The sequence below is a fragment of the Streptomyces sp. NPDC059003 genome (assembly GCF_042740445.1).
Classification (GTDB): Bacteria; Actinomycetota; Actinomycetes; order Streptomycetales; family Streptomycetaceae; genus Streptomyces.
Genome location: NZ_JBHYJH010000002.1, coordinates 241,444 through 265,243, shown reverse-complemented (window position 1 = coordinate 265,243; position 23,800 = coordinate 241,444). Strand labels below are relative to the sequence as shown.

The window sequence follows — 23,800 nt, the reverse complement described above, 5'->3', positions numbered from 1 at the left end:
ATGGCCGTACCGCAGACAGCCCAAGCAGCCCCGCAGGTGGCCGACTTCGCGCGGGCCCTGCCGCGGCTCCTCGCCGACATCGAACGCCTCGTGCGCCACGAGTCGCCGTCCGCCGACCTGGCGGCGGTGGCGGCCGGCGCCGACGTGGTGGCCGACCTCGGCGCCGCCCACCTGGGCGCCGCACCGGAGCGCATCGTCCTCGACGGGCACACGCACCTGCGCTGGCGCGTCGGCGCCGGGCCGCGCCGGGTCCTGATCGTCGGGCACCACGACACGGTGTGGCCCGTCGGCTCGCTCGCCACGCATCCCTTCCGGATCGAGAACGGGCTGCTGCGCGGGCCCGGCTGCTTCGACATGAAGGCCGGGGTGGCGATGGCCTTCCACGCCGTGGCCGCACTCGCCGACGGCGCCGACGGCGTGACCGTGCTCATCACCGGCGACGAGGAGATCGGCTCGCCCTCGTCCCGCGCGCTCATCGAGGCCGAGGCGCGCGGCTGCGCGGCGGCCCTCGTCCTGGAGGCGTCGGCGGACGGCGGGGCGCTCAAGACCGAGCGCAAGGGCGTATCGCTGTACGAGGTCCGGGTACGCGGCCGCGCGGCGCACGCGGGACTCGAACCGCACCGCGGCGTCAACGCGAGCATCGAGGCGGCCCACCAGGTCCTCGCCGTGTCGGCCCTCGGCGACGCCGCCGCCGGGACCACCGTCACCCCGACCCTGCTCACCGCGGGCACCACCACCAACACCGTCGCCGCACAAGGCCGGTTCGCCGTCGACGTCCGCGCGCGCAGCGCCGCCGAACAGGCCCGCGTGGACCGGGCCGTACGGGCCCTGCGGCCGGTCCTCGACGGCGCCCGGGTCGAGGTCACCGGAGGCCCCAACAGGCCGCCGCTGCCCGGCACCGCGTCACGGGACCTGTTCGCCCGCGCCGACCGGCTCGCCCGCGCCCTGGGCATCGGACCGCTCACCGCGGCGGCCGTCGGCGGCGCGTCGGACGGCAACTACACCGCGGGCGTCGGCACCCCCACCCTCGACGGCCTCGGCGCGGTCGGCGGCGGCGCCCACGCCGACCACGAGCACGTCGACGTGGCTCAGCTGCCGGGGCGCACCGCCCTGCTCACGGCGCTGCTGCGGGACCTCCTCGGCCACGACCGGCAGCCCCACGACGCCGCTCACCCCACAGCTCACCACACAGAAGAAGACACCAGTGATTGATCTCTCCGCTGACCCGGGCCGCACCGCCGGCTCCCCGTCCTGGCCGGCCCGCGAGGCCGTCGCCGCGGCGGAATCGGCGGCCCGCGCGGCCCGCACCCCCGTACGCCAACTGGCCGATCTGGCCGACCTGGAGGCCGTACAGCACCTCTACGAAGGCATCTGGCAACGGAACGGCAAGACCCCGCCGGTGACGGCCGAGCTGCTGCGCGCGCTCGCCAAGGCGGGCAGCTACGTGGGCGGCGCCTTCGACGGCGACACCCTCGTCGGCGCCTGCGTCGGCTTCTTCGCGCCGCCCGCCGAAGAAGCCCTGCACAGCCACATCGCCGGGGTGGCCGCGGGGCTGCGCGGCCGCAGCGTCGGCTACGCCCTCAAGCTGCACCAGCGGGCCTGGGCCCTGCAACGCGACCTGGCCGAGATCGTCTGGACCTTCGACCCGCTCGTGCGCCGCAACGCCTACTTCAACGTCGGCAAACTGGCCGCCGCGCCCACGGAGTACCTGCCCAACTTCTACGGCCGGATGAACGACAGCGTCAACGGCTCCGACGACTCCGACCGCCTCCTGGTCACCTGGCACCTCACCGCCCCCGAGGTCGTCGCCGCCTGCGCGGGCAGGCCCTCCACCCCCGGCACGGCGGGCGCCGTCACCGGCCTGTCCGCGTCCCCGCTCGGGGGCCCCGTCCCCGGCACCCTCGACGGCCCCACCGTCCTGGTCGCCGTGCCCGACGACATCGAAGCACTGCGCGCCACCGCCCCCGCCCGCGCCGCCGCCTGGCGCTCCGCCCTGCGCGACGTCCTCGGCGGACTGCTCGCCGACGGGGCACGCATCACCGGCTTCGACCGGGCGGGCTGGTACATCGTCGAAAGGAACGACCCGTCATGAAGCTCACCGGAGTCGAACTCCGCCGCGTACGGATGCCGTTGGTGGCGCCGTTCCGGACCTCGTTCGGTACGACAACTGTCCGCGAGGCGCTGCTCGTGCGCGCCGTCACGGCCGACGCGGAGGGCTGGGGCGAGTGCGTCGCCATGAGCGAGCCGCTCTACTCGTCCGAGTACCTCGACGGCTGCGCGGACGTGCTCAGGCGGTTCCTCGTCCCCGCGCTCGTCGGCCGCCGCGACGGACTCGACGCCGCCGCCGTCGCGCCCGCGCTGAGCCCCTTCAAGGGCCACCCGATGGCGAAGGCCGCCATCGAAACGGCCGTCCTGGACGCCGAGTTGCGCGAGGACGGCGTACCGCTCGCCCGCGCGCTGGGCGCCGTGCGGGAACGGGTGCCGTGCGGGGTCTCGGTGGGAATCATGGACTCGGTCCCGCAGCTCCTGGACGCCGTCGCCGGATACCTCGACGCGGGCTACGTACGCGTCAAGCTGAAGATCGAGCCCGGCTGGGACGTGGCGCCGGTGCGCGCGGTGCGGGAGCGCTTCGGCGACGACGTGCTGCTCCAGGTCGACGCCAACACCGCCTACACCCGCGCCGACGCCCGCCACCTGGCCCGGCTCGACCCGTTCGATCTGCTCTTGATCGAGCAGCCGCTGCCCGAGGAGGACCTGCTCGGCCACGCGGACGTCGCCCGGCAGGTCCGCACGCCCATCTGCCTCGACGAGTCCATCACGTCGGCCCGCGCCGCCGCCGACGCCATCGCCCTCGGCGCCACCAGCGTCGTCAACATCAAACCGGGCCGGGTCGGCGGTTACCTCGAAGCCCGCCGCATCCACGACGTGTGCGCCGCCCACGGAGTGCCCGTGTGGTGCGGCGGGATGCTGGAGACCGGCCTCGGCAGGGCCGCGAACGTCGCGCTCGCCGCCCTGCCCGGCTTCACCGTCCCCGGCGACACCTCTGCGTCCGACCGCTACTACCGCGCCGACATCACCGAGCCGTTCACCCTCGACGACGGCCACCTGCCGGTGCCGACGGGGCCCGGCATCGGCGTGGAGCCGCTCCCCGACGCCCTCGCGGCGGCGACCGTGTGCACGGAGTGGCTCCCGGCGTGAGGCGGTCGGCGGACGAGCGTCTGTCGTGGCGTGAGGTTGTCGGCGGATGAGCGTCTGTCGCGCGCGACGAACGCCCCGTAGGATTTTGGTGCGTGCGACGAACAGCAGGCCGGTTTCCGCTCCATACGGTAGGGGGCGTGCTCCTTCCGGTGACCACTCATCCCCGAGCAAGCCTCCGCCGCGTCCTCGAGGACCTGGGCCCCACGCTCCTGGACCTGGTGTGCGGTGACGTGGACGGGGCCGTCGACATCGGCGGCGTGGCCATCCACGACCCGCACGACGAGCCCGTGCCACCGCCGCAGGCGCTCGTCCTCGCGGTCGCGGTGCGCGGCCCCGAGCAGATCGCCGGCCTCCTCGACTCCCTCGGCGAACACGGCGCCGCGGGCCTGGTCGTCCGCGCGCCGGTCGCCGCCGACGAGCGGGTCACCGCCGCGGTGCGGCGCTCCGGCGTCGCGCTGCTCGGCCTGACCCGCGGCGCCTCCTGGGCGCAGCTCGCCGCGATGCTGCGCTCGCTCATCGCCGAGGGCGACGTCGGCGGGAGCGGCCAGGAGACGCTGGGCGGGGTGTCGTCCGGGGACCTGTTCGCCCTGGCCAACGCGATCGGGGCGCTCCTCGACGCGCCCGTCACCATCGAGGACCGCAGCTGGCGGGTGCTCGCCTTCTCCGGGCGGCAGGACGAGGCCGACTCCTCCCGCGTGGAGACCATCCTCGGCCGCCAGGTGCCCGAACGCTTCACGCGCGTCCTGGAGGAGCGCGGCGTCTTCCAGGCCATGTACCGCTCCGACCGGCCCGTGTACGTGGAGCCCCTGGTCGAGGGCGACGCCGGACAGCTCAGCCTGCCGCGGGTGGCGCTCGCCGTCCGCGCCGGTGACGAGATACTCGGCTCCATCTGGGCCGCGGTGCACGGCCCGCTCAGCGCCGAGCGCGCCCAGGCCCTGCGGGACGCGGCCAAGCTGGTCGCCCTGCACCTGCTGCGCCTGCGGGCGGGCGCCGACGTCGAACGCAGGCTGCGCGCCGACCTGGTGGGCACGGCCCTGGAGGGCGGGGCGGGGGCGGCCGAGGCCGTGGCCCGCCTCGGCCTCGCGGGGCAGCCGGGCGTGGTGCTCGCCCTCGCGGTCGCCGACCGGCCCGACGGCGACAGGTCCGCCGCGCGGCACGCCCGGTACGTGGCCGAACGCCAGCGCCTGGCCGACGCGTTCGCGATGCACCTCACCGCCGTCCACCCCCGCTCGGCGTCCGCGCTGGTCGGCGACGTCGTGTACGGGGTCGTGCCCGTCCCCGCCGAGCGGCCCGCCCCCGGCGGGAGGGCGGACACGGAGTCCGCCGGGCGGACGGACGCCGAGGAGCGGGCGGCCCGGGTCGCCGACGAGTTCCTCGAACGCGGGGGCGACCGGCAGGAACTCCTTGTCGGCGTCGGCCCGCTCGCCCGCGAGAGCGCCGCCCTGCCCGTGTCCCGCGCGGGCGCCGACCGGGCCCTGAGGGTCCTGCGCGCGGGCGACGGCAGCCGCTCGGTGGCCCGCATCAACGACGTGGTCGTCGAGTCGCTCCTTCTCGAACTCGCCGACGTGATCGCCGAGCGCGGCGACCCGCCGTCCGGCCCGGTGGCCCGGCTCATCGCGTACGACGCGGCGCACCACACCTGCCTGGTCGAGACCCTGCGCGCCTGGCTCGACGCCTTCGGCGACGTGATCGCGGCCTCCGCGGCCGTGCACGTCCACCCGAACACCTTCCGCTACCGCCTGCGCCGCCTCGCGGAGGTCGGCGCCCTCGACCTCACCGACGCCGACGCCCGCTTCGCCGCGATGCTCCAACTGCGCCTGTGGCCGCGGACCCGACGGACGTAGGACCTGCCCGAGGCCGTCGGGTCCGCGATCGACGGGTGGTGGTGACGTACCGGCCCGACTCCGGCGCGAAGTCCCGCGCTCAGCGGCCGCTGCCAAGGGCGCGGGGCCCACGGGACAGCCGTGTTCGCAGCGTGGCCGAACCCCACCTGACACGCATGGGTCGGGGCGCCTGTCGATCGGGTCCGCCGATCGGACCAGCCGCTCGGGCCCCGGTGCGGAGGGCCCGGGCGGTGCCGCGCCGCTCGGGGGCGCGTCAGGCGGTGAGGCGTTCCGTGTACGCCTCCGTCGGTGGGTACGGTCTTGGGCTCGTCATGCCCGCCGACCAGAAGCCCGCGGTGCCGGGGATCGGGGTGACGTCGTTGAGGTACGGGGCCGGGGCCGGTCCTGCCGGGCCGCGTACGACCGTCCAGGCGCCGCCGTCCTTGCGCAGGTACGTGCTGCGGCTCTGGTCCCGGTAGTCCCAGCCCGATATCCAGGCGGCCCGCCCCTCGGCGTCGGCGGCGATGCCGCTCAACGCGCCGATGCCGAAGCCCGGTTCCACCCGCGTCCAGGCCGTGCCGTCCCAGTGGGCCAGGGCGGGGTTGCCGGGGCGTCCCGGCGGGCCGCCGACACCGGCCTCGGTGCCCACCGCCCACACGTCGTTCCGCGCGTCCGGATGCACGTCGGCGATGCTCAGACGCAGTCCCGCGATCGTGGGCAGGACCGTCCACGCCCCGTCCCAGCGAGCCACCAGGCCCGACCAGCCCCCGCCGGTCGCCACGTCGCCGCTCACCCAGACCTCGCCCGGCGAGCGCACCACGACCCGGTACAGATTCGCGCTCGCGGCCGGCAGCGGGTCCAGCCACTGCCACTTGTGCCCGTCCCGGTGCAGCAGCCGGACGGCGCCCCCGCGGGTGCCGGTGATCCACACCTTGCGGTCGGTGCCGACCGCCACCGAGTCGAGGCGGACATCCGGCTCGCCCCTGCCCGGGAACGCGGCCTCACGCCAGGTGGTGCCGTCCCAGCGCAGCAGCGGGCTCGCGTTGCCGGAGGGCAGGCCCACGCTCCACGCCGCGGCGGCGCAGACACCGGCGACATCGCTCAGCCGGCCGGTGTAGTCCAGAGGGGACAGGTCGGTCTTCGTCCAGGCGCTGCCGTTCCAGAGCATGGCCAACGCCCGCTGCCCAGGACCACCGTGGCTCTCCTCGCCGACGGCCCACGCGAGCCGGGGCCCCGCGGCGGAGATCCGGCGCAACTGCGCGGGCGGCGTACTGCCGGGCGCGGGAACCGCCTGCCAGTCCAGGGCGCGGGGCGCCGACGCGGCGGCCCGCGCCCCGGCCGCACCGAGCGCGATCCCCGACAGCGCGCCGACCGTCCCGGCCACAAATCGTCTCCGTCTCATGCCTGGCGCCCCCTTCATGTCATGCCGGCATGTCATGCCGGTAGGGAGGAACCACCCTGAGCCGACGGGGGCCGGAGGTCCAGTCAGCCGCGTGACAAAACCTCCGGCACCCCGCCGGGCCCCGCTCAGACCGCGGTGCGCTCCACGGGGATCCACAGCTCCGCGTCCGCCCGCGCCGCGTCCGGCGACAGCCGCGTACGCAGGATCTCCGGCCCCGGCCTGCTCCGGTACGGGTTGGACGGGAACCACTGCGTGAACACGTCCCGCCACAGGTGCTGGAGCGCCTGCGGGAACGGCCCGGAGCTCTCGAACACGGCCCACGTCCCCGCCGGGACGGTGAGCGTGTCCAGGTCGTCCGGCACGGCCGCGCCGGTCACCACACCGTGGTAGTAGTCGAGCTCCGTCCCCTCAGCCCGGCTCGGGTCGAGGTCGTCGCTCACGCCCACGATCCCTTCCGGCTCCTGGTCGGACAGCGCGGTGATGCGCCGCATCGTGTCCTGGTCGATGCCGCGGATGAAATCGGCGATCGCCGGATTCACGCCTTCGTGCACGAGCGGGACGCGGGCCTTCTTCCCGGCCACACGGAACTGCTCCCTCTCCACGACTCGGTATCGCATGCTGCTGCTCCCTTCGACGACGAGACGGAAGGAGATCCGCGGCTGGGCGTGCAGCACGGCACCGGTGCGCCGGGCCTCACCCGGACCCACGCCGTGCACGGCACGGAACGCCCGCGCGAACGCCTCGCCCGAGCCGTAGCCGTAGCGCACCGCGATCTCGAGGAGCGTCCGCTCACCGGCGAGCACCTCGGCGCCCGCGACGGTGAGCCGCCTGCGCCGGATGTACTCCGACAGCGGGATCCCCGACAGCGCGGAGAACATCCGGCGGAAGTGGTACTCCGACGTCATCGCGATCCGTGCGAGCTCGGCCACCTCGATCCGCTGGTCGAGACGCGCCTCGATGTGGTCGAGGGCCTCGTTCAGCCGCTCCAGCACCTCGGTCTCCTTCCCTTTCACCCATCACGTTAGGAAGATCGCGGCCTGCCGGACCCGACATCCTGTGCCCGGTCCGATCAGGTGCGACCGAGGGCCGACACACCTTACGAGGCTTCGTCCCGGGCGATGGAACGCGGACCTCCGCCTCGTGCGCCCGGACGAATCGCCCACGGCGGACCGCGGCCTAACCTGCCTGACAGTCGACCAACCCACCCGTGGACCAGGGGGTACGCATGTCGAAGGCACAGTCGCAGACACCGGCGTCGTCGAGCACGTCAGGGACGCCCGCACCGTCGAAGACGGAGGCGCAGGCGCGGCTCGACACGCTCAAGGCCTGGCTGGACGAGCACCTGAAGGCCCTGCTCGACGAGCACGAGGTACCGGGCGCCGCCGTCGCCGTGAGCGTCGGCGACAAGGTCGTCGACGCCGCGGCGGGCGTCCTCAACACCGGCACCGGAGTCGAGGCGACGCCCGACTCCGTGTTCCAGATCGGCTCGGTCACCAAGGTCTGGACGACGACCCTGGCGATGCAGCTCGTCGACGAGGGCACGCTGGACCTCGACGAGCCCGTCCGCACCTACCTGCCCGACTTCAAGCTCGCCGACGACACGGCCGCCGCGACCATCACCACCCGGCAGCTGATGTGCCACGTCTCCGGGTTCGAGGGCGACTTCTTCACCGACACCGGCCAGGGCGACGACTGCCTGGAGAAGTTCGTCGCCACCTTCGGCACCATGCCCCAGCTGTTCCCGCCGGGCGAGCGGTTCTCGTACAACAACGCCGCCTACTGTCTGATGGGCCGGATCGTCGAGGTGCTGCGCGGCAAGCCGTACGACGCGTGCCTGCGCGACCACCTGTTCACCCCGCTCGGCCTCACGCACGCGGCCACCGGGCCCCACGAGGCGATCCTGCACCGGGCCGCCGTCGGCCACACCCGGCCCGCTCCCGGCGCCGCGCCCCAGCCCGCCGCGGTGTGGGCCGCCGTCCGCTCAAACGCCGCCGCGGGCGCCATGCTCGCGATGCGGCCGCGCGACCTGCTCGCCTTCGCCCGCATGCACCTGGCCGACGGCCTGGGCCCGGACGGCACGCGGGTGCTCAGCGCCGAGAGCGCGCGGGCCATGCGCGAACCCCAGGTCGACGTCCCGTACTTGGGGTTCATGGGCGATCACTGGGGGCTCGGCTGGGAGACCTTCGACCTCGACGGCGGCACCGTCGTGGGCCACGACGGCGGCACCATCGGCCAGGCCGCGATCCTGCGCCTGGTCCCGGACCGCGACGTCGCGGTCGCGCTCCAGCTGAACGGCGGCGACGTGATCGGCGTGTACGTCGAGATCGTCGGCCGCGTCCTGCGCGAGCTCGCCGGTGTCGAACTGCGCCCCCTGCCGAAGCCGAACCGCGACGCGCCCCGCATCGACGCGTCCCGCTACGTCGGCACGTACACGGCGGCCGCGGGCGACACCGTGATCAGCCAGGACACCGACGGCCGACTCTGGGTCGAGCGGAAGCCCAAGGGCATCCTCGCCGAACTCGACAGCCTGCCCGAGAAGGTCGAGCTGGTCCCCGACCGCGAAGGCACCCTCATCGCGCTCGTGCCCGAGCAGGGCTTCCACCGCCTGTACACCTTCGTCGGCGACGACGGCAGCGGGCGCGCGCAGTTCCTGCACACCGGCCGCGCCGACCGAAGGGCCGCGGAGTGAGCGACGTGACCGAGCAGATCACGGAGGTCTTCGCGGCGGCGGGCGCGCGGGGCTTCCTGCACGCCCGCGAGGTGCGCGACGCCGACGCCTTGGGGGAGGGGCCCGAGGTGGCCGTCGGGGCGGACGACCCCGTGGTGCTCGCCTCGGTCTTCAAGATCCCGGTGGCGGTCGCGTACGCGCGTGCGGTGGCCGCGGGACGCCTCGACGAGCGGGAGCGGACGACGATCGGCGCCCGTTACCGGATCGGCGGCATCGGCACCGCGGGCTGCGCCGACGACGTGGAACTGACCTGGCGCGACGCGGCCCTGTTCATGCTCACGATGAGCGACAACGCGGCCACGGACGTCCTCTACCGCCGGCTGGGGCGCGACGCCGTGGACCTGGTGCTCGCCGACCTCGGGCTCTCCCGCACGCGGGTGACCGGGTGCTGTGAGGACCTGTTCGTGTCGTTCCTGGCGGACCTGGGGGTGCGGTGGTCGCCCGAGGGCGGCGACAGCGTGGACCTCGATCGCGTCGTCGCCGAGGCGGCGCCCGAGCGGATCTGGCGCAGCGCCGAGCTCGACCCCGCCCGCACGACGGCCTCGACTCCCCGTGACATGACCCGGCTGCTCACCGCGATCTGGACCGACCGTGCCGCGGTGCCCGAAGCGTGCGCGCGCGTACGGGACATGATGAGCCGTCAGATCTGGCCGCACCGGCTCTCGTCCGGCTTCGCGTCCGGGGTGACGATCGCCGCGAAGACGGGCACGCTGCCCGCCGTACGCAACGAGGCGGGGGTGGTGACGCACCCCGACGGCCGCCGGTTCGCCGTGGCGGTCTTCACCCGGGCCGACACGCTCGACGAGCGGCTGCCCGCCGTGGACGCGTCGATCGGCCGTGCCGCCCGCCTCGCGGTGGACCACCTGAGGGAGTGCGCCGCGTAGGGCCGGCGCAAGGAACCAGCGCAAGGAGCCAGCGCAAGGCGTCAACAGCAAGGAGAGGGAGAGGCACGGATGAGATCTGCGCGGCTCGCCGTGGCGGTCGTGAGCGCCGCCGCCCTGGGCCTGTCCGGGTGCGGCGGCTTCTCGAACGGGGGCGTCGCGCCGATGCCGGGCGGCGGCCTCGCCGACGGCAGGACCTTCACCATGGCACTGCCGTCCGACCCGGGCACGCTCGACCCGGCCCTGACCCTGCTGTCCACCGCCCTCCAGGTCGACCGCTTCCTCTACGACCCGCTCGTCCACCTGGACGAGGACGGAGACATGACCGCGGGCCTCGCCGAGAAGTGGCGGGCGGACACCACCACCGCCCGCTTCACGCTCCGCCCCGGCATCACCTGCGCGGACGGCTCACCCCTGACCGCCCAGGACGTCGCCGCGAACATCGCGTACGTGGCGGACCCGAAGAACAACTCACCGGTGACCGGCCTGTACGTGAACGCGGGCACCACCGCGCAGGCCGACCCCGGACGGCGCGAGGTCACCGTCACCAGCAAGACCCCCGACGCGTTCCTGCTCCAGAACGTCGGGACGCTGCCGATCGTCTGCGGCAAGGGCCTGAAGGACCGCGCGTCGCTCGCCAAGGGGCAGCACGGCACCGGCATGTTCACCCTGACCGACGCGGTGCCGGGCGACCACTACACCCTCACCCGGCGCAAGGACTACACCTGGGGGCCGGGCAGCGGGCGGGCCGGCGGTCCTGGGCAGAAGGGACTGCCGGACAAGGTGCGCGTCCGTGTCATCCCGAACGAGACGACCGCGGCCAACCTGATCCTCTCCGGCGAACTGAACGCCGCGGACATCCCGGGCCCCGACCGGCAACGCCTCCAGGGCCGGGGCCAGTTCCACGGCACGTCGCCCGCCGCGCTCGGCCAGCTGTGGTTCAACCAGGCACCGGGACACCCGGGGGCGGACGAGCGGGTGCGGCGTGCCCTCGTCCGGGCGGTCGACCTGGGGGACATCGGCAAGGTGCTCTCCAGCGGAACCGGCAAGCCGTCGCGGAGCCTCATCACCGTCGAACCGATGGCATGCCCGGACAACACGGTCGCCGGGCGCGTGCCGTCCCACGATGCGGAAGCCGCCAAGTCCCTGCTGGACCAGGCAGGGTGGAAGGAGAACGCCGACGGCGTCCGCACCAAGGCGGGGAAGCGCCTCACCCTCGCCTACGTCTACTCCAATCGACTCGGCCAACCGGCCGCGTCCGCCGCGGAACTCGTCCAGAAGGCCTGGCAGGACGTCGGTGTCGACGTGACGATCAGAGGCGTCGACGGCACCGGCGTCAACCAGGTGATCGCGGGCAGCGCGTCCTGGGACGCCGCCGTCCTGCCCCTGGGCGTGGGACTTCCGACCCAGCTCCGCCCCTTCGTCTCCGGCCCGACACCCCCGGACGGCACCAACTTCGCCCACATCGACAACACTTCGTACGCCGCCCTGGCCGACCGGGCGTCGCGCCGGTCCGGCACCCGGGGCTGCCCCACCTGGAGCCGCGCGGAATCGGCCCTGATCAGATCGGTGTCCGTCGTGCCGTTCATCGACGCCGTCATCCCGACGTTCGGAGCGGGCGCCCGCTTCGAGCTGAGCCAGGCGAGCATCACGCCGTCGTCGATCCGGATGTACCAGCACTGACGGATGTACCAGAACCGACGGACGCATCAGAGCCGACGGATGGCGCCGATGTCAGTGCCGCCGCATACGCTCCATCGAGATCACGCCGCCGCACGGGGCGGCGTGCCGATGGCGGGGAGGGTGTGCGATGCGCAGGCCGGTCGCGGGCGAGGTGTCCGTCCACTATGGCCAGATCTACGTCGAGAGCGATCCGGAGAGCTACGGCCTGGACCTCGCGGAGGCGTTCGGCGGGCAGAGCGGGGGTCTGTGCGGGGCCGCGGTGCCCGGCGGGCTGTGGCTGACGACCGGGCTGCACACGGGCGAGGTCGGCTTCACCGTCGAGGTGCACGACCAGGCGCCGCCGCTGGACGACGACTGGGAAGAGGTGGTGGAGGTGTCGTTCCGGCCGGTGTCGGACGACAGCTCGCTGGTGCAGTGGGCGGGCGAGGACTCCTGGGAGCTCGGCCTCGAAGAGATCGACTACCGGGTGCGCTACTGCGCCTCCGGCATGGACGCGGGCAACGACCTGGACACCCGCATGGACGAGCCGCAGGCGGACCGCTACCTGCTGCAGTTCTGGCCCGCCCCGCCCGCGCCGGACCGCATCGTCAAGCAGACCTCCGACATCGCCGCCTACTGGCACGACTTCGCGAGCCGGCAGCCACCGCCGCCCACCCCGGCCGAGCGCGCGGAGGCCGAGCGGCAGGCTCGCCTCGCGCAGGAGGAGGCCGAGAGGGAGGAGCGGCTGGCCTTCGAACGGTGGGAGTGGGGCGGGCAGTTGCCGAGCCAGGCCCTGCGCGATGTGGCAGGCAACGTCCACGGCGTGCGCGACTTCGACACCGCTCTGGTCCACGCGATCGACGCGGCCGACGTGGCGACCCAGCGGGCGGTGGCCCTGCTCGCGGCCCGGCGCGCCTGCGAGGCGGCCGGTCTCGTCGGCATCGACTGGGTCGACGGGGGCCTCGCCGCGGTGGCCGAGGGGCGTCCGCTGCCGCCGCCCCTCGACGATCCGGAGCGGCTGTGGCAGGTCCTCGACTCCGACCCGCGGGTCCCCGACCGGACCGTCGGGCAGGCGATCCCGCCCGAGCGGGCGCCCTTCCAGCGGCCCGGCGACCAGGAGTCTGCGTCCGAACCCTGGCAGGTGCAGCAGATAGTCGGCCCCGCGGCGACCGTGGTGGAGGCACAGGCACAGGCACAGGCGCCGGAACCGTCCGGCGAGGTGTCCGACGACGCGCCAGGGCCCAGGTACAGCCTGGTGGCCACGGTCGGCGGCCTCGACCCTTCCCTGCGGATGTCCCAGCCGCACATGGCCCTTCCCGCGCTGACCGGTGCCGCCGAAGCCGATCCGCTCCAGGCGGCCCTGGACGCGGTGTACGCGGCGGTGGTCACGTACGGCGAGGACTACCAGGCCGTGCTGGAGGAGGTCTGGTCCGCCGTGGGCAGAGCGTGACTCCGCCGCGTACGGGCTCCGGCGGAGCGTGCGCCGGAGCCCGCCGCGGCACCCGCGGCCGCGTCAGATCGAGCGGGCGGTCCAGCCGACGGTCTCGGCGGTGTGCTTGCCGTCGCTGGTGACACCGCCGCCGTAGAGCTCGTTGAAGCGGATGAGGAAGCCGGTGTTGCTCACGTCGTGCAGCCTGATGCCCGGTGTCTCCGGGCCGTTGAAGGTCTGCACGGTGACCTGGACGATGACGTCGGTGCCCGCCGGGAAGGGGGTCGGGAAGTCGACCCGCGTGAAGGTGGACGTGCGGCCGCCCACCGTCTCGGTGGCATTGTTCGAGCTCAGGCTCAGCTTGCCGCTCTGGGTCATGCTCATGGACGTACCCCCTCGTCTCCGGCCCTCCGACGGACGCCGTCCGGCGCCCTCGACCCCCAGGGCATGGATTCCGATTCAAGTGCCGTGCGCGGCGGCCCGGCAGGGTGATTCCCGGACGAACTGGCGTCGGCGAAGAGGGAAACCAGATCCTCGTCGCGTCGCCCCTGCACGTACGCGGCCCCGACGCACTGGCCACAAACCGCCCCGGGCGGTGCGCGGTGCGAAGGATGGCGGTCTGAGCCGGGCCTTTTGACCGGAAAGCTCGTGATCGAGGGGAGCTTTGCCCCTACGGCGCGGGGGAGGGCGGGGCGGTGATGCGGCCCGCTGTCCGGATGGGTGCCGACTCCGAGGTGTGGGTTCGGCGTGTGGGGGCGGTGGTGGTCGCCGGGGTTGCGGCGTACGCCTCATACGTCCATCAGCGGGAGTTCGCGCTGCAGGGCGGGGCGGACAGGACCAGCGCGAGCGATCTTGAATCGTCGAGGTGGTCGGCACCGGGTCCCGCTCTGCCCGTCGGGTCTGTGCCTGGTTGCGCCGCCTCGTGCGCCGTCGATGCAACTTGAGTGCCTGTCATGCACCCGAAAGTGCAGGGCGGGCCGCCTTACTCTGGAAAACCCCATGGCAGAGGGCGAGTTGCGGCAATGACGTCTCTCTTCCCGCGCGCCAGCGCCTCACCTGCCGAACCCGATGGCCTCCCGTCAGGGCCGGGTATGCCCCCGGGCCGCAGGTGCGTGCCCCGGCATGTCGCAGTGATCTTGGACGGCAATCGCCGCTGGAGCCGGAGCACCCATCATGAGCTGCAGGCCGGCTATGGGCAGGGCGGCGACAAGGTCTGCGACCTGCTGGACTGGTGCCGGCAGGCCGGCATCGCGTTCGTGACCCTGTGGGCGCTGTCCTGGACAATCTGAGCCGCCCCGCGGCCGAAGTGGCCCTCATCCTGGACGCTGTGGAGGCCACCCTGGGTCGGCTCGCACAGCGCGGAAAGTGGCGCATCGAACTGATCGGGCGTCTTGACCTCCTGCCCGCGCACACCGCAGCGGCCCTGCAGCACGCGGCCGAGCGCACGGCCGCGCTGGCGGGCCCCATGGTGAACATCGCCGTCGCCTACGACGGACGGCGGGAGATCGTCGACGCCCTGCGCGAGGTGCTTTCGACACCTCAAGGACTGGCCCAGGCCCAGGCCGGGCTGAGTGAGGAGGTCTTGGCCAGTCACCTCTACACCCGGGGCCAGCCCGACCCCGAACTGATCATTCGCACTTCCGGGGAACAGCGCCTGTCCGGCTTCCTGCCCTGGCAATCGGCCTACAGCGAGCTCTACTTCAGCGATGTCCCCTGGCCCGCCTTCACCCAGGCCGACTTCGGCCGGGCCCTGGCTTCCTTTGCCACCCGCAGCCGCCGCTATGGCTCCTGATCCCCGCCCGCCCCACTTCGGTGAGGCGGGTACCGGCCCACACAACGGGAGGCCCCCTATGCCGGCCCACGACTTCCACCTCCCCCTCAAGGTGCCGCAACCGGACCTCGACGAGACCCAGCGCACGCACCACCACGGGCGCCACTGGCCACGCGGTCACGGCCTGCTCCGCGACACCCCCCAGGCCATGGCTTACTACGACGCCATGCGTCTGGGCTGGGTATCGGCCGCCAACTGCCCGCGCAGCCGGGGAGCACACCTGGATGTGCTCACCGAAGTGTTCTGCTGGACCTGGGCCGTTGACGACTACTTCGACGGACCAGCCGGAGAACAGGCCACACTCGCCCGGCAGACCGTCCGTGAGCTCACCTCCGTAATCGCCCCGGCCACACCACCGGCCCCCTCGCCGACCGCCCCCCCCTGGCCCGGGCACTCGCCGACTTGTGGACCCATCTCACCACCGGCATGTCCGATGCCTTTCACGACCGCACCAGGCTCAACTGGCTTGACTTCCTACACAGCTACATCACCGAAACCACAGCCCGCGAACAGGCAGACGTCCCCGACCTCGACACCTACCTGACCCTGCGCCGCTCCACCGTCGCCATGCACCTCTTCCTCGACGCAGAAGAACGCAGCATGCAACACGAACTCCCCGCGATCCTCCACACCCACCCATCCATCAAGCAGATGCGCCAGCTCGTGGTCGACACAATCGGCTGGTTCAACGACGTGCACTCCCTCGAACACGAATTGGCACGCGGAGACACGACCAATCTCGTCCTCGTCCTCGAACAACACACCGGGCGCAACCGTGCTGAAGCCATCCAGCACATTCACACCATGGTCCACAGAGCCTGCAACGAACTCCAGGAACTCGCCTCGCGAACATCCGCCCTCTGCGCGGGGCTGAATCTTCCGCCCCACCGCACCCGCCGAACGCTCGCCTACGCCGCAACGCTCCAAGGAGTCTTGGCTGCCACCCACGCCTGGAGCTTGCAAACCGTCCGCTACCGAGAGGAAGCCAACCGACAAGCGGACGGAGGCACCGGGCGCCGCCCCGACCACACACTGTCATTCGACTAATCCACGTCATCGGCCTCGTAGCGACCACGTCACGACATCGGACTCATTCGTCTAGGTGCCGTCCGCCGACCACCTGCGGTGCCGCGAATACACGGTGCTGGAGATCTTTGAAATTGGCTGTGGCGGAATTTCGTGACGATCACGGTGCCGTCCGGCACAAGGGTGGCGGCCACATAGGGTCAGCGGTATGGCTGACAGGTTCGACGTAGCTGAGGCACTGGCTGGTGGATGCCCGACGCGGGCAGGTGCATGGGCATTCATCCAGGGGTTTGCTGCTGCCTGGTCCACTCCGCTGTCGCCGGCCGATGGGTTCTCATCGGCTGATGTGCAGCGGGCTGAGGACTACCTCGGCCTCCGCCTCCCAGCCGCTCTCAAGGAGGCGTATGTGCTGTTCGGTCGACGGCGTGACCTGGTTGCCCAGCAGAATCCGTTGCTGAAGCCTGATGAACTGCTGCTCGACCCCTCCGGCGAACTGCTGGTGTTCCGCAGCGAGAACCAGGGCTGCGCCGGGTGGGGTGTGGCCCTGTCCGACCTTTCCGGTGAGGACCCGCCGGTCGCCCTGTTCGGTGATCGTCTGCCCGGTTCCAGCCGACTCCACTTCCTCGACCGCCTGTCGCTGGCCTGTGTGCAAACCGTCCTGAGCGAAGCGGCCAGGGCCAGCTGGACCGAGAGCCGCACCTGTCAGGCAACGCCCGAGGTGGTTGCCTGCCTGGAAGAGAAGTTCACTCCGGTTGCTATGCCGCCGTATCCGGCGTGGTTCGAGCCAATGGGGGAGCCCGTTCGTTGGTTCTCTGCCTCTGGCCTGCTGCTCTGCTTGGAGCCCGGCTCGGAGGGGATTGATCTCGTCGCGACCGGCAGGACGACGGCTGATCTCCAACGTGCAGTTGAAGCCATTCCCGGATCCTGGCCGCCCGCGGTGCCGACGGTAAACGAGGTGGTCGACGGTCCCGAGTGGGCTCTCCCGTTCTGACGCTCAAGGTGGCTGAGCGAGGACCAGAGTCCGCAGGAGAGCGAAGGACGCCCGCCCGTACGACCGGCGCTTGATCAACTTGATGCGTGTGACTTGCCCCTCGACGGCGCCGGAGCTCCAGTGGAGCGTGAGGCCGTTGACGACCGCGTTCCAGTCGTTCTGGAGGAAGGTCGCGAAGCCCTGGATCGGCTGCGGACCTTGGTCGAGGACGCGGGCCATCCAGCCGGTGGGGTCGTGACCTCGGCGTTCGCGGGCGATGGCACTGAACTCATGGGCGAGGTCGCGGGCGGTGGCCAGGTCGGGGCAGGCATCGAGGATGCGGTCGAGTTGTTCGCGCTGGTTATCGGTGAGGCTGTCGGGGTGGCGCATGATCCAGGTCGTGATGCGGCGGGGGCTGGGGATCGGCCGCGGTGGTTCGGGGGCGGCGGTGCCGACGCGGAGTGTCGCGATGTACTTGGTGACGACGACGCGACTGCCACGGTAGCCGCGTTCGCGAATCTCACGGAAGAGACCCGCGACGTTGGTCGAGCCGCTGTGGAAGCGGTGCTGCAGGTAGGGCTTGAAGCGGTTGATGTGGCCGTTTGGCTGGCGTTCGCGTGCGGGAGCGAGGATCTGGTCGAGGTCGGTGGTCAGGTAGTGACGCACGGTCTTGCGGTCCGGGGCCAGGCGGTCGGCGATCGCGCTGATCGTCCAGCCGCGTTCGCGTAACTGGTGGATCTCGGTGTGCCACTGGCGGACCCGGGCCAGGAGCTGCCCGTCCGGTGGGTCGCTCGGCTCCGGTGGCCCGATCAACGTCGCCGGGGACGTGGGGTCCGACGGCTCCTGGAGCTGGTCCGTCTCGCCGGTCTCAGCATCTTTGCGCAGGCAGGCGCGGTGCTGGTGGGCGGTTCGTTCGACGGCACGGGCGAGTGAGTGCAGCAAGTGCCACTTGTCTGCGACCTGGATCGCGTCGGGTGCCGCGCGGTTGGCGGCCTGGCTGAACGTGCTGCACCGATCCCGGCAGATCACCTTGATCTCAGGGTGGTCCGCGAGCCAGGCGGCCTTCGGCGGTCTGACCGGTGGCCGCCGTGGCCTCGGCCCGTGATCACGTCACTGCTGTGGTGCGCATGACGGCGGGTAGGGCGATGGCCCATCACAGCTGGCCCAGCCATGTGACAACTCACCGCTGTTCGACGTGATGGTCCTCGACCTGTGTCGAGCATGACGAGGGGCTTTGCGGATCGCAGCGAAGCTCCGTTCGCGACAGACCCGCCCCTGCCTCCCGATACACGACCGTGATCAAGCAGCGCGGCCTCCGACATGACGTGGTCGACGCACAAGGCCTGCTGTCGCCGGGCGGACTTACCAGTGCGTCTCCCCCTATGAGGGCGCGTCGGGGCCTGCCCACCGGTCCACCGCCGAACGGCGCCGCCTGCGGGGTATCCCGTCCGGGTATCGACGGTGCCTCAGTGCTGGACGAGGCCGCCGACCGGGACGGCAGCGACGTGGCCGGTGACCGGAAGCGTCCGGGCCAGGGCGAGGCCGACGTCGACCAGTGATGACCGACGCAGGCAAGCGACATCGGGAATCGGAGTCCAGACCGACTCGGCTATCCGGCCGTTCGGCTCCGGCCGCAGCTGGCCGCTGGTGATGCGAACCTGGTAGAAGACGCCGACATTCTGATGCTCGGGTCCGCCGGGGATGGCACGTTCGGCCGCGGGAATCACCCGGGAGTCCACACCCAACAGGCGCTCGACCACCGCGTCGCAGCCGGTCTCCTCAGCGACCTCGCGGATCACCGCGTCGAACGGATCCTCCGCGTGCTCGACCCTGCCACCCGGAAGGGTCCAGTTGCTCTCGCTCTTCGGCAGCACGTGCCGGGCGAGCAATACCCGCCCACCATCGATGCACACGGCGTACGCCGCCAACCGGAAACTCATTTCCCGCACCTCCCACGGACCTTATCCCGACGTCCACCATCCACGCGGCGCCATGAGCGCGGAGCGGATCCAGATCTTTTGCGTGGGGTGAGGCAACCCGCCGCAAGCCGTGAGGCTCTCCTTCATGCGGAAGGCCGCAAGGTCTACGACGAAGGGGGTAAGGGCGCGGCGGTACGGGAAGTCGTGCGGCGGTACGGGAAGTCGTGCAGGGTGGCTGCGCCCACCGGGCCCTGGATGCCGGTGCCCGCACCGATGGGGATCGCGGGGCGTGGGTGAAGGGCTGCCACGACGCGGTGTCGGGTGAACCGAAGGATCCGCCGACTCGGCCGATGAGGAGGAGGACGGCGAATCCCGCGCTCCTGAAGGGCTTTCGGGCGTGGGCGTGCGCCGAGGGGGGCGAGGCGCTGGCCCGGCACGCTGACCGAGTCTTCACCGTCGAGCTCGCTGGGTCCGACTACGACGTCGAAGTACGTACCGACTGCACATCTCGCAGCCAGGCCAAGAACTTCGCGGGCGCATTCGTGGACTGGTGGGACGGAGATGACGGCCGCGGTGTCGCGAGAAGCGTCCTCGTTCTCGATGCGCACAACCGGCGCATCGCCGTCCAGCCTCTGTGAGGGACTTGTCGGCCCGAAAGGCGAGCGACCGCGAAGCGAGGAGCCGATGTGGCCGGGGCACCGCCGGTTCTGACGGCGCTCGGAACGCCGCTGACGCACCGTCGGAATCCTCAGGACCTGCCACCGCCGAGCGCGACACGGCCCAGCGGGACATGCGGGACATTCGGGGCATGTACGACGGCCAGGGACGTCGCCGCGGCCGCGAAGCCGAGGACCGCGCCGGCCGCGACGTCGCCGGGGTAGTGCACGCCCGTGTGGACGCGGGAGTAGCCGACGGCGGCCGCCAGGGCCCCGAGGGGCACCGCCGCCAGGGGGAGCACCACGCCCACGGCCGTGGCGAACGCGGTCGCCGACGCCGTGTGGCCGGAGGGGAAGGACGCCGACTTCGGCATCGGCACGTGCCGGTCGACGACGACCCGGGCCTGTTCCCGGTCGGGCCGCCGTCGGCGGACCATGCGCTTGCCGAACAGGTTCGCCGTCGCCGAGGCCAGCGCGACCGCCGCGACCCCGGCCAGTGCCGCGCGCCGGGGGCGGCCCGGCTTCAGGGCGAGGCCCGCCGCGACGGCGAGCGAGATCTTCGAGTGGTCCGCCGCGTGGGAGAGGCGCCGCAGCGCGCGGTCAAGGGTGGGTGTGGGGGTGGCCGCCACGGCCGCGTACAGCGCACCGTCGAGCGCGCGGAGGTCCCTGAGCACGGCCGTCGTGGACGCCGCCGCGGAGGCCACCATGGACGCCGCGGCGGGCCGGGCCGCGGCCGCGGGGCGGCGGGCCGGGTCCTCGGCCGGCGCGGCATGTCGGTCAGTCACGGGGCCGCGCCTCGGGGGTTCGCCCGGTGTGCCCGACGGCGAGGTCGACGAGCCGCCGCCAGTCCACGGGCGGCGCGGGCACCACGACCCTCGGTCGGTCACGCGGCACCAGGACCCGCAGCGCGCCCGGCCGCAGCGTGCACACGACCGGCGTGGGCATCCGCAGCGCCTCGCCGTCCACCGCCACGGGGATCTCGTCCGCGTCGGACGTCACCTCGACCCGCCGCGCGGTCACGACGGTCAGACCCGTGGACTGCGAGCCCCGCACGGCCAGGTCAGCCGCCTGCGCGGCGCCCTCCACCCGGATGCCGAGCACACCCAGCTCACCCCCGTCGAGCCGGGGCCTGCGGCCGCCGCCACTGAGCTCGTCGGGGGAGTGGTACGGGTTGTTGCTGATGAGCAGCGCCTGCTGGGACGCGAGCACGGTCGCGTCGACCTGCGCGTCGAGGCGCCGCACCCCTTCGCCGACCAGCAGGTCCGGCATCAGGTTCAGGGCCGTGCCCGCCTTGTCGTCGCGGTACTCCGGGCGCTGTACGACATCGGCGTACACACCGAAGGAGACCGTGTTGACGAAGGCCCGGCCCGCCACGTCGCCGAGGTCGACGCGGAGTTCCTCGCCGTCGGACAGGGCGTCGAGGCAGCGGCTCGGGTCGGACCGGTCGAGGCCGAGGTCCATGGCGAAGTGGTTGCGGGTACCGGCGCAGACCACGAGGAACGGCAGGTCGTGCTCCGCGGCCACCGCCGCGACCAGCGCCTGGGTGCCGTCGCCGCCCGCGACGCCGAGCAGGTCCGCGCCGTCGGCCACCGCCTGGCGGGCGAGTGCGGTGACATCGGTGGGCGAGGCCGGGTCGAGCAGGATCACGTGCGCGCCGAGCTCCTCCGCGCGCTCGACGAGGCCGAAGCGGCCGACCTTCCCGCCCCCGGACTTCGGATTCATGATGAGGAACGGCCGTGCCGGCCGGGCTGCAGCGATCGCCCGCCGCTGCCGCCGCGGACGCGACGCGCGCAGTGCCGCGCGGGCGCAGAACAGCGTCGCTCCCCAGCACAAGCCCAGGACCAGCGCTGCCAGCCACAGGCCGTCGTACGCGAGGAACACCAGGACCGCGACGGGCGCGGCGACCGCCACGACCGCCCCGAGCAGCCGCACCAGGCCGCGGTGCGCCACGAACCACCACACACCGGCGGCGCACACGATCAGCCCGAGGAGTCCTGCCCCGAGGATCAGCAGCCCTCCCTCGCGCAGCGCGAGCACAAGGACGACCACGGCGCCGACGGCCGCCAGCACGGCGAGCCGCGCGAGCAGCCGCGCGGCCACACCCGCGCCGGAGCCCGTCATCCGCGCCCTGGCCGTGTCGTATGTCCTCGCACGCCGTGGTCCACCTCTCAGCCCGGTCCAGGGAACCATCGTGCGTACTCCGCGACCGGCGGGCACTCCGGCTGTGCCGTGCGGGTGAGCCGGATCCCCGGTGGCCGGGCGGCCCGGCGCAGGGTGCCGGGTGGCCCTGGTGCCCGGGAGCCTCGTTACTGTGCCCGTTCAAGAACGGGCACAGCGAACTGCCGTCGGCGGAGGCCGATCCGGACTCCCCCGCGAGCGGCCGGGCCGCCTCCTAGCACCTCACCGGTCTGCTCACCGGGCCGTACACACACGGGACCGGCTGCGCGGACGTCCACGGGAGCGTCCAGACCGTCGACCGTGACGGTGACCATGGCGTCGTGGCCGGAGAAGCGCACGTCGGTGACAGTGCCGACGGCGACGGAGGCCGCGGGGGCGGTGAGGTGCAGCTGCTCGGGGCGCAGGAGCACGGTTCCGGCGTCGGGGACCGATGCCGTGGGGGAGTCCGCGGTGAGGGGGATGGCGCCCAGGGCGGTGTCCGCGGTGCCGTCGTCGCGCGCGGTCCCCGGCAGCAGGACGGTGTCGCCGACGAAGCAGGTGACCCACGGGTCGGCCGGGCGCCGGTAGACCTGCTGCGGGGTGTCGCACTGGGCCACCCGGCCCTCCCGTACGACGGCGACGAGGTCGTCGGCGGGCAGGGCTTCCTGCTGGTCGTGGGTGACGAGCACGGCGGTCGCCCCGCTGAGCCGCAGGGCCGTGCGGACATCGGCGCGCACACCCGCGCGCACACCCGCGCGCAGGGCCGTGTCCAGGGCGTTGAACGGCTCGTCCAGCAGGACGAGGGCCGGTCGCGGTGCCAGGGCGCGGGCCAGGGCGACGCGTTGCTGCTGGCCGCCGGACAGCTCGTGGGGCATCCGCGCGCCGTAGCCGGCCAGTCCGACCAGTTCCAGCGTCTCCTCCGTACGGCGCCACGAGTGGCCCGGTCGGGGCCGGTGAGGCCGAATCCCACGTTCCGGGCCACGTTCAGGTGCGGGAACAGCGCGCCCTCCTGCGGGACGATGCCGATACGGCGCCGCTCCGGAGGCAGCTGGACTCCGGGCCCTGTCAGGACGCGTGGGCCGACGGTGACGCTGCCCGCGTCGTCGCGCAGGAAGCCCGCGACGACGCGCAGCAGGGTGGTCTTGCCGCAGCCCGAGGGGCCGAGCACCGCGGTCAGGGTGCCGCCGGGGACGGTGAGGTCGAGCCCGTCGAGGACGGGCGGCGCGTGCGGGCCGTACGCCTTGCGCAGGCCCGCGAGGCGAAGGTCCGTCACATCCGCCTCCGCGCTGTGCGCTTCGGTGCCGCGCGCGTCGGTCATGTGCGTTGCCTCCCGAGGAGACAGGAGGGGATCGCGGCCAGCAGGATCAGCGCGGCGCCCGCCGCGGCGCCGGGAGCCGCCAGCGGCACTGTGACCTCGCGCAGGACCCGCCAGGGCCCCCGGCCGAGCGACCGCGCCACGTCCTCGGGGCCGGGCGGAGCCTGGAGCACGGCGGCACGTGTGGCGGCGACCGCGACGGGCAGGAACAGCACCGCGTACGCGCCGACCAGGAGCGGGCGTTCCTGGTACAGCGGGCGGGCGTAGCGCACCGAGAGGAACACGAGCGACAGCGCGACGGTGATGCCCGGCAGGGCGTTCGAGCAGCTGGGCCGTCCGGCCCCGGTGGCGGGCCGCGAACACCCCACCGGCAGGGCGAGCACGGTGGTCAGTGCGGCGCCCCCGGGCCGCCTCGCCGAGCGTGGCCGTGGCGGTCTCGGCGAGGCGGCCCGGGGCCCAGGTCGCGGAGTTGCCGACGGCGCGCCAGTAGCCGAGCGTGCCCAGCGGGAACGCGGCGGCGGCGGCCGTGACGGCGCCGCACCAACTCAGCGACGGCACCAGCCACTTCCCCAACGGGGACGGGCCGACCGGGCGTGCCGTGCCCGCGCCGGTGCGCGCGTAGCCGACCCGTCCGCGGGTGCGGGCCTCGGCGGCGACGAGGGCCACGGTGAGCACCACCAGGACGACGCTGAGCGCGACGGCCGGGGTCCGGTCGAAGGACGTCCGGTACGAGGTGTAGATGCGGCGGGTGAAGGTGTCGTACCGCATCAGCGACACCGCGCCGAAGTCGGAGAACACATACA

General features: G+C 72.9%; 21 protein-coding genes and 2 pseudogenes. 14 read left to right on the top strand and 9 right to left on the bottom strand.

The features are described 5' to 3' along the window. The 4 genes from ACFWZ5_RS02265 to ACFWZ5_RS02250 all read left to right on the top strand — a co-directional run bounded on the left by ACFWZ5_RS02265 (window position 1) and on the right by ACFWZ5_RS02250 (window position 5,042). Complete coding sequence (locus ACFWZ5_RS02265) at window positions 1-1,212, top strand: M20 family metallopeptidase (RefSeq protein ID WP_384797167.1); 1,212 nt, start codon at window positions 1-3, stop codon at window positions 1,210-1,212. Beyond that, window positions 1,205-2,092, top strand: coding sequence for a GNAT family N-acetyltransferase (locus ACFWZ5_RS02260; RefSeq protein ID WP_384797170.1), 888 nt, complete (start codon window positions 1,205-1,207; stop codon window positions 2,090-2,092). Before ACFWZ5_RS02265 ends, ACFWZ5_RS02260 begins: the two co-directional genes overlap by 8 nt. Next, a complete protein-coding gene (gene menC / locus ACFWZ5_RS02255; RefSeq protein ID WP_384797173.1) occupies window positions 2,089-3,198 on the top strand; it encodes an o-succinylbenzoate synthase in 1,110 nt (369 codons plus the stop codon). The genes ACFWZ5_RS02260 and menC overlap by 4 nt, the downstream gene beginning before the upstream one ends. A 137-nt stretch (window positions 3,199-3,335) precedes the next feature. Then, window positions 3,336-5,042 (top strand): helix-turn-helix domain-containing protein, encoded by a 1,707-nt coding sequence (locus tag ACFWZ5_RS02250; protein ID WP_384890095.1) that lies wholly within the window; start codon window positions 3,336-3,338, stop codon window positions 5,040-5,042. Between the two features lie 253 nt (window positions 5,043-5,295). Here ACFWZ5_RS02250 and ACFWZ5_RS02245 read toward each other — a convergent pair whose 3' ends face one another. Both ACFWZ5_RS02245 and ACFWZ5_RS02240 read right to left on the bottom strand, forming a co-directional pair. Further along, entirely contained in the window at window positions 5,296-6,423 is a 1,128-nt protein-coding gene (locus ACFWZ5_RS02245; RefSeq protein ID WP_384797178.1) for a hypothetical protein, read from the bottom strand. A gap of 125 nt (window positions 6,424-6,548) precedes the next feature. Next, on the bottom strand, window positions 6,549-7,415 hold the full coding sequence (locus tag ACFWZ5_RS02240) for a GyrI-like domain-containing protein (protein ID WP_384797181.1): 867 nt from the start codon (window positions 7,413-7,415) through the stop codon (window positions 6,549-6,551). 233 nt (window positions 7,416-7,648) lie between these two features. Between ACFWZ5_RS02240 and ACFWZ5_RS02235 the strand changes: the two genes are divergently transcribed. From ACFWZ5_RS02235 to ACFWZ5_RS02220, 4 genes are all read left to right on the top strand, one after another. After that, window positions 7,649-9,112: a serine hydrolase domain-containing protein gene (locus tag ACFWZ5_RS02235; protein ID WP_384890094.1), complete on the top strand. Its 1,464-nt coding sequence runs from the start codon at window positions 7,649-7,651 to the stop codon at window positions 9,110-9,112. Window positions 9,113-9,117: 5 nt separating this feature from the next. Next, entirely contained in the window at window positions 9,118-10,035 is a 918-nt protein-coding gene (locus ACFWZ5_RS02230; protein WP_384801524.1) for a serine hydrolase, read from the top strand. Between the two features lie 69 nt (window positions 10,036-10,104). Then, window positions 10,105-11,715 carry an ABC transporter substrate-binding protein gene (locus ACFWZ5_RS02225; RefSeq protein WP_384801521.1) on the top strand — a complete coding sequence of 537 codons (1,611 nt, stop codon included), beginning with the start codon at window positions 10,105-10,107 and terminating at the stop codon, window positions 11,713-11,715. Window positions 11,716-11,842: 127 nt separating this feature from the next. Beyond that, window positions 11,843-13,144, top strand: coding sequence for a hypothetical protein (locus ACFWZ5_RS02220; RefSeq protein WP_384801518.1), 1,302 nt, complete (start codon window positions 11,843-11,845; stop codon window positions 13,142-13,144). 63 nt (window positions 13,145-13,207) lie between these two features. Here the strand turns inward: ACFWZ5_RS02220 and ACFWZ5_RS02215 are convergent, their stop codons facing one another. Continuing rightward, complete coding sequence (locus tag ACFWZ5_RS02215; RefSeq protein ID WP_384801515.1) at window positions 13,208-13,507, bottom strand: hypothetical protein; 300 nt, start codon at window positions 13,505-13,507, stop codon at window positions 13,208-13,210. 746 nt (window positions 13,508-14,253) lie between these two features. On the opposite strand from ACFWZ5_RS02215, the gene ACFWZ5_RS02210 reads away from it, so the two are divergent. The 4 genes and pseudogenes from ACFWZ5_RS02210 to ACFWZ5_RS02195 all read left to right on the top strand — a co-directional run bounded on the left by ACFWZ5_RS02210 (window position 14,254) and on the right by ACFWZ5_RS02195 (window position 16,971). After that, the gene (locus tag ACFWZ5_RS02210; RefSeq protein WP_384801512.1) at window positions 14,254-14,412 is read left to right on the top strand and encodes an undecaprenyl diphosphate synthase family protein; all 159 of its coding nucleotides are present in this window, start codon (window positions 14,254-14,256) and stop codon (window positions 14,410-14,412) included. 38 nt (window positions 14,413-14,450) lie between these two features. Continuing rightward, complete coding sequence (gene uppS, locus ACFWZ5_RS02205; protein ID WP_384801509.1) at window positions 14,451-14,915, top strand: polyprenyl diphosphate synthase; 465 nt, start codon at window positions 14,451-14,453, stop codon at window positions 14,913-14,915. Window positions 14,916-15,326: 411 nt separating this feature from the next. Continuing rightward, window positions 15,327-16,001: pseudogene (locus ACFWZ5_RS02200) on the top strand (terpene synthase family protein); the annotation flags it as partial. A gap of 187 nt (window positions 16,002-16,188) precedes the next feature. After that, window positions 16,189-16,971, top strand: coding sequence for an SMI1/KNR4 family protein (locus ACFWZ5_RS02195; protein WP_384801506.1), 783 nt, complete (start codon window positions 16,189-16,191; stop codon window positions 16,969-16,971). 3 nt (window positions 16,972-16,974) lie between these two features. On the opposite strand, the gene ACFWZ5_RS02190 is transcribed toward ACFWZ5_RS02195, so the two are convergent. Further along, window positions 16,975-17,979 (bottom strand): transposase, encoded by a 1,005-nt coding sequence (locus ACFWZ5_RS02190; RefSeq protein WP_384801503.1) that lies wholly within the window; start codon window positions 17,977-17,979, stop codon window positions 16,975-16,977. A 437-nt stretch (window positions 17,980-18,416) separates the two neighbouring features. After that, on the bottom strand, window positions 18,417-18,890 hold the full coding sequence (locus ACFWZ5_RS02185; RefSeq protein WP_384801500.1) for an NUDIX hydrolase: 474 nt from the start codon (window positions 18,888-18,890) through the stop codon (window positions 18,417-18,419). A 272-nt stretch (window positions 18,891-19,162) separates the two neighbouring features. Here ACFWZ5_RS02185 and ACFWZ5_RS02180 point away from each other — a divergent pair, with 272 nt between their 5' ends. Beyond that, entirely contained in the window at window positions 19,163-19,507 is a 345-nt protein-coding gene (locus tag ACFWZ5_RS02180) for a hypothetical protein (protein WP_384890092.1), read from the top strand. 110 nt (window positions 19,508-19,617) lie between these two features. Here the strand turns inward: ACFWZ5_RS02180 and ACFWZ5_RS02175 are convergent, their stop codons facing one another. The 4 genes and pseudogenes from ACFWZ5_RS02175 to ACFWZ5_RS02160 all read right to left on the bottom strand — a co-directional run bounded on the left by ACFWZ5_RS02175 (window position 19,618) and on the right by ACFWZ5_RS02160 (window position 23,380). After that, window positions 19,618-20,232: a phosphatase PAP2 family protein gene (locus ACFWZ5_RS02175; RefSeq protein ID WP_384801530.1), complete on the bottom strand. Its 615-nt coding sequence runs from the start codon at window positions 20,230-20,232 to the stop codon at window positions 19,618-19,620. 70 nt (window positions 20,233-20,302) lie between these two features. Next, window positions 20,303-21,646, bottom strand: coding sequence for a diacylglycerol/lipid kinase family protein (locus ACFWZ5_RS02170; RefSeq protein ID WP_384801497.1), 1,344 nt, complete (start codon window positions 21,644-21,646; stop codon window positions 20,303-20,305). A 185-nt stretch (window positions 21,647-21,831) separates the two neighbouring features. Next, window positions 21,832-22,955, bottom strand: a pseudogene (locus ACFWZ5_RS02165) (ABC transporter ATP-binding protein). Between the two features lie 41 nt (window positions 22,956-22,996). Then, window positions 22,997-23,380: an ABC transporter permease subunit gene (locus ACFWZ5_RS02160; RefSeq protein WP_384890090.1), complete on the bottom strand. Its 384-nt coding sequence runs from the start codon at window positions 23,378-23,380 to the stop codon at window positions 22,997-22,999. 113 nt (window positions 23,381-23,493) lie between these two features. Between ACFWZ5_RS02160 and ACFWZ5_RS02155 the strand changes: the two genes are divergently transcribed. Continuing rightward, window positions 23,494-23,619 (top strand): hypothetical protein, encoded by a 126-nt coding sequence (locus ACFWZ5_RS02155; protein WP_384890088.1) that lies wholly within the window; start codon window positions 23,494-23,496, stop codon window positions 23,617-23,619. Window positions 23,620-23,800: the final 181 nt, after the last annotated feature.

Bases quoted from the DNA above. Each gene is read 5' to 3' on its own strand.
- ACFWZ5_RS02245 (WP_384797178.1), bottom strand. From the start codon at position 6,423: ATGAGACGGAGACGATTTGTGGCCGGGACGGTCGGCGCGCTGTCGGGG.
- ACFWZ5_RS02265 (WP_384797167.1), top strand. From the start codon at position 1: ATGGCCGTACCGCAGACAGCCCAAGCAGCCCCGCAGGTGGCCGACTTC.
- menC (WP_384797173.1), top strand. From the start codon at position 2,089: ATGAAGCTCACCGGAGTCGAACTCCGCCGCGTACGGATGCCGTTGGTG.
- ACFWZ5_RS02220 (WP_384801518.1), top strand. From the start codon at position 11,843: ATGCGCAGGCCGGTCGCGGGCGAGGTGTCCGTCCACTATGGCCAGATC.
- ACFWZ5_RS02225 (WP_384801521.1), top strand. From the start codon at position 10,105: ATGAGATCTGCGCGGCTCGCCGTGGCGGTCGTGAGCGCCGCCGCCCTG.
- ACFWZ5_RS02185 (WP_384801500.1), bottom strand. From the start codon at position 18,890: ATGAGTTTCCGGTTGGCGGCGTACGCCGTGTGCATCGATGGTGGGCGG.
- ACFWZ5_RS02215 (WP_384801515.1), bottom strand. From the start codon at position 13,507: ATGAGCATGACCCAGAGCGGCAAGCTGAGCCTGAGCTCGAACAATGCC.
- ACFWZ5_RS02235 (WP_384890094.1), top strand. From the start codon at position 7,649: ATGTCGAAGGCACAGTCGCAGACACCGGCGTCGTCGAGCACGTCAGGG.
- ACFWZ5_RS02175 (WP_384801530.1), bottom strand. From the start codon at position 20,232: ATGGTGGCCTCCGCGGCGGCGTCCACGACGGCCGTGCTCAGGGACCTC.
- ACFWZ5_RS02195 (WP_384801506.1), top strand. From the start codon at position 16,189: ATGGCTGACAGGTTCGACGTAGCTGAGGCACTGGCTGGTGGATGCCCG.
- ACFWZ5_RS02170 (WP_384801497.1), bottom strand. From the start codon at position 21,646: ATGACGGGCTCCGGCGCGGGTGTGGCCGCGCGGCTGCTCGCGCGGCTC.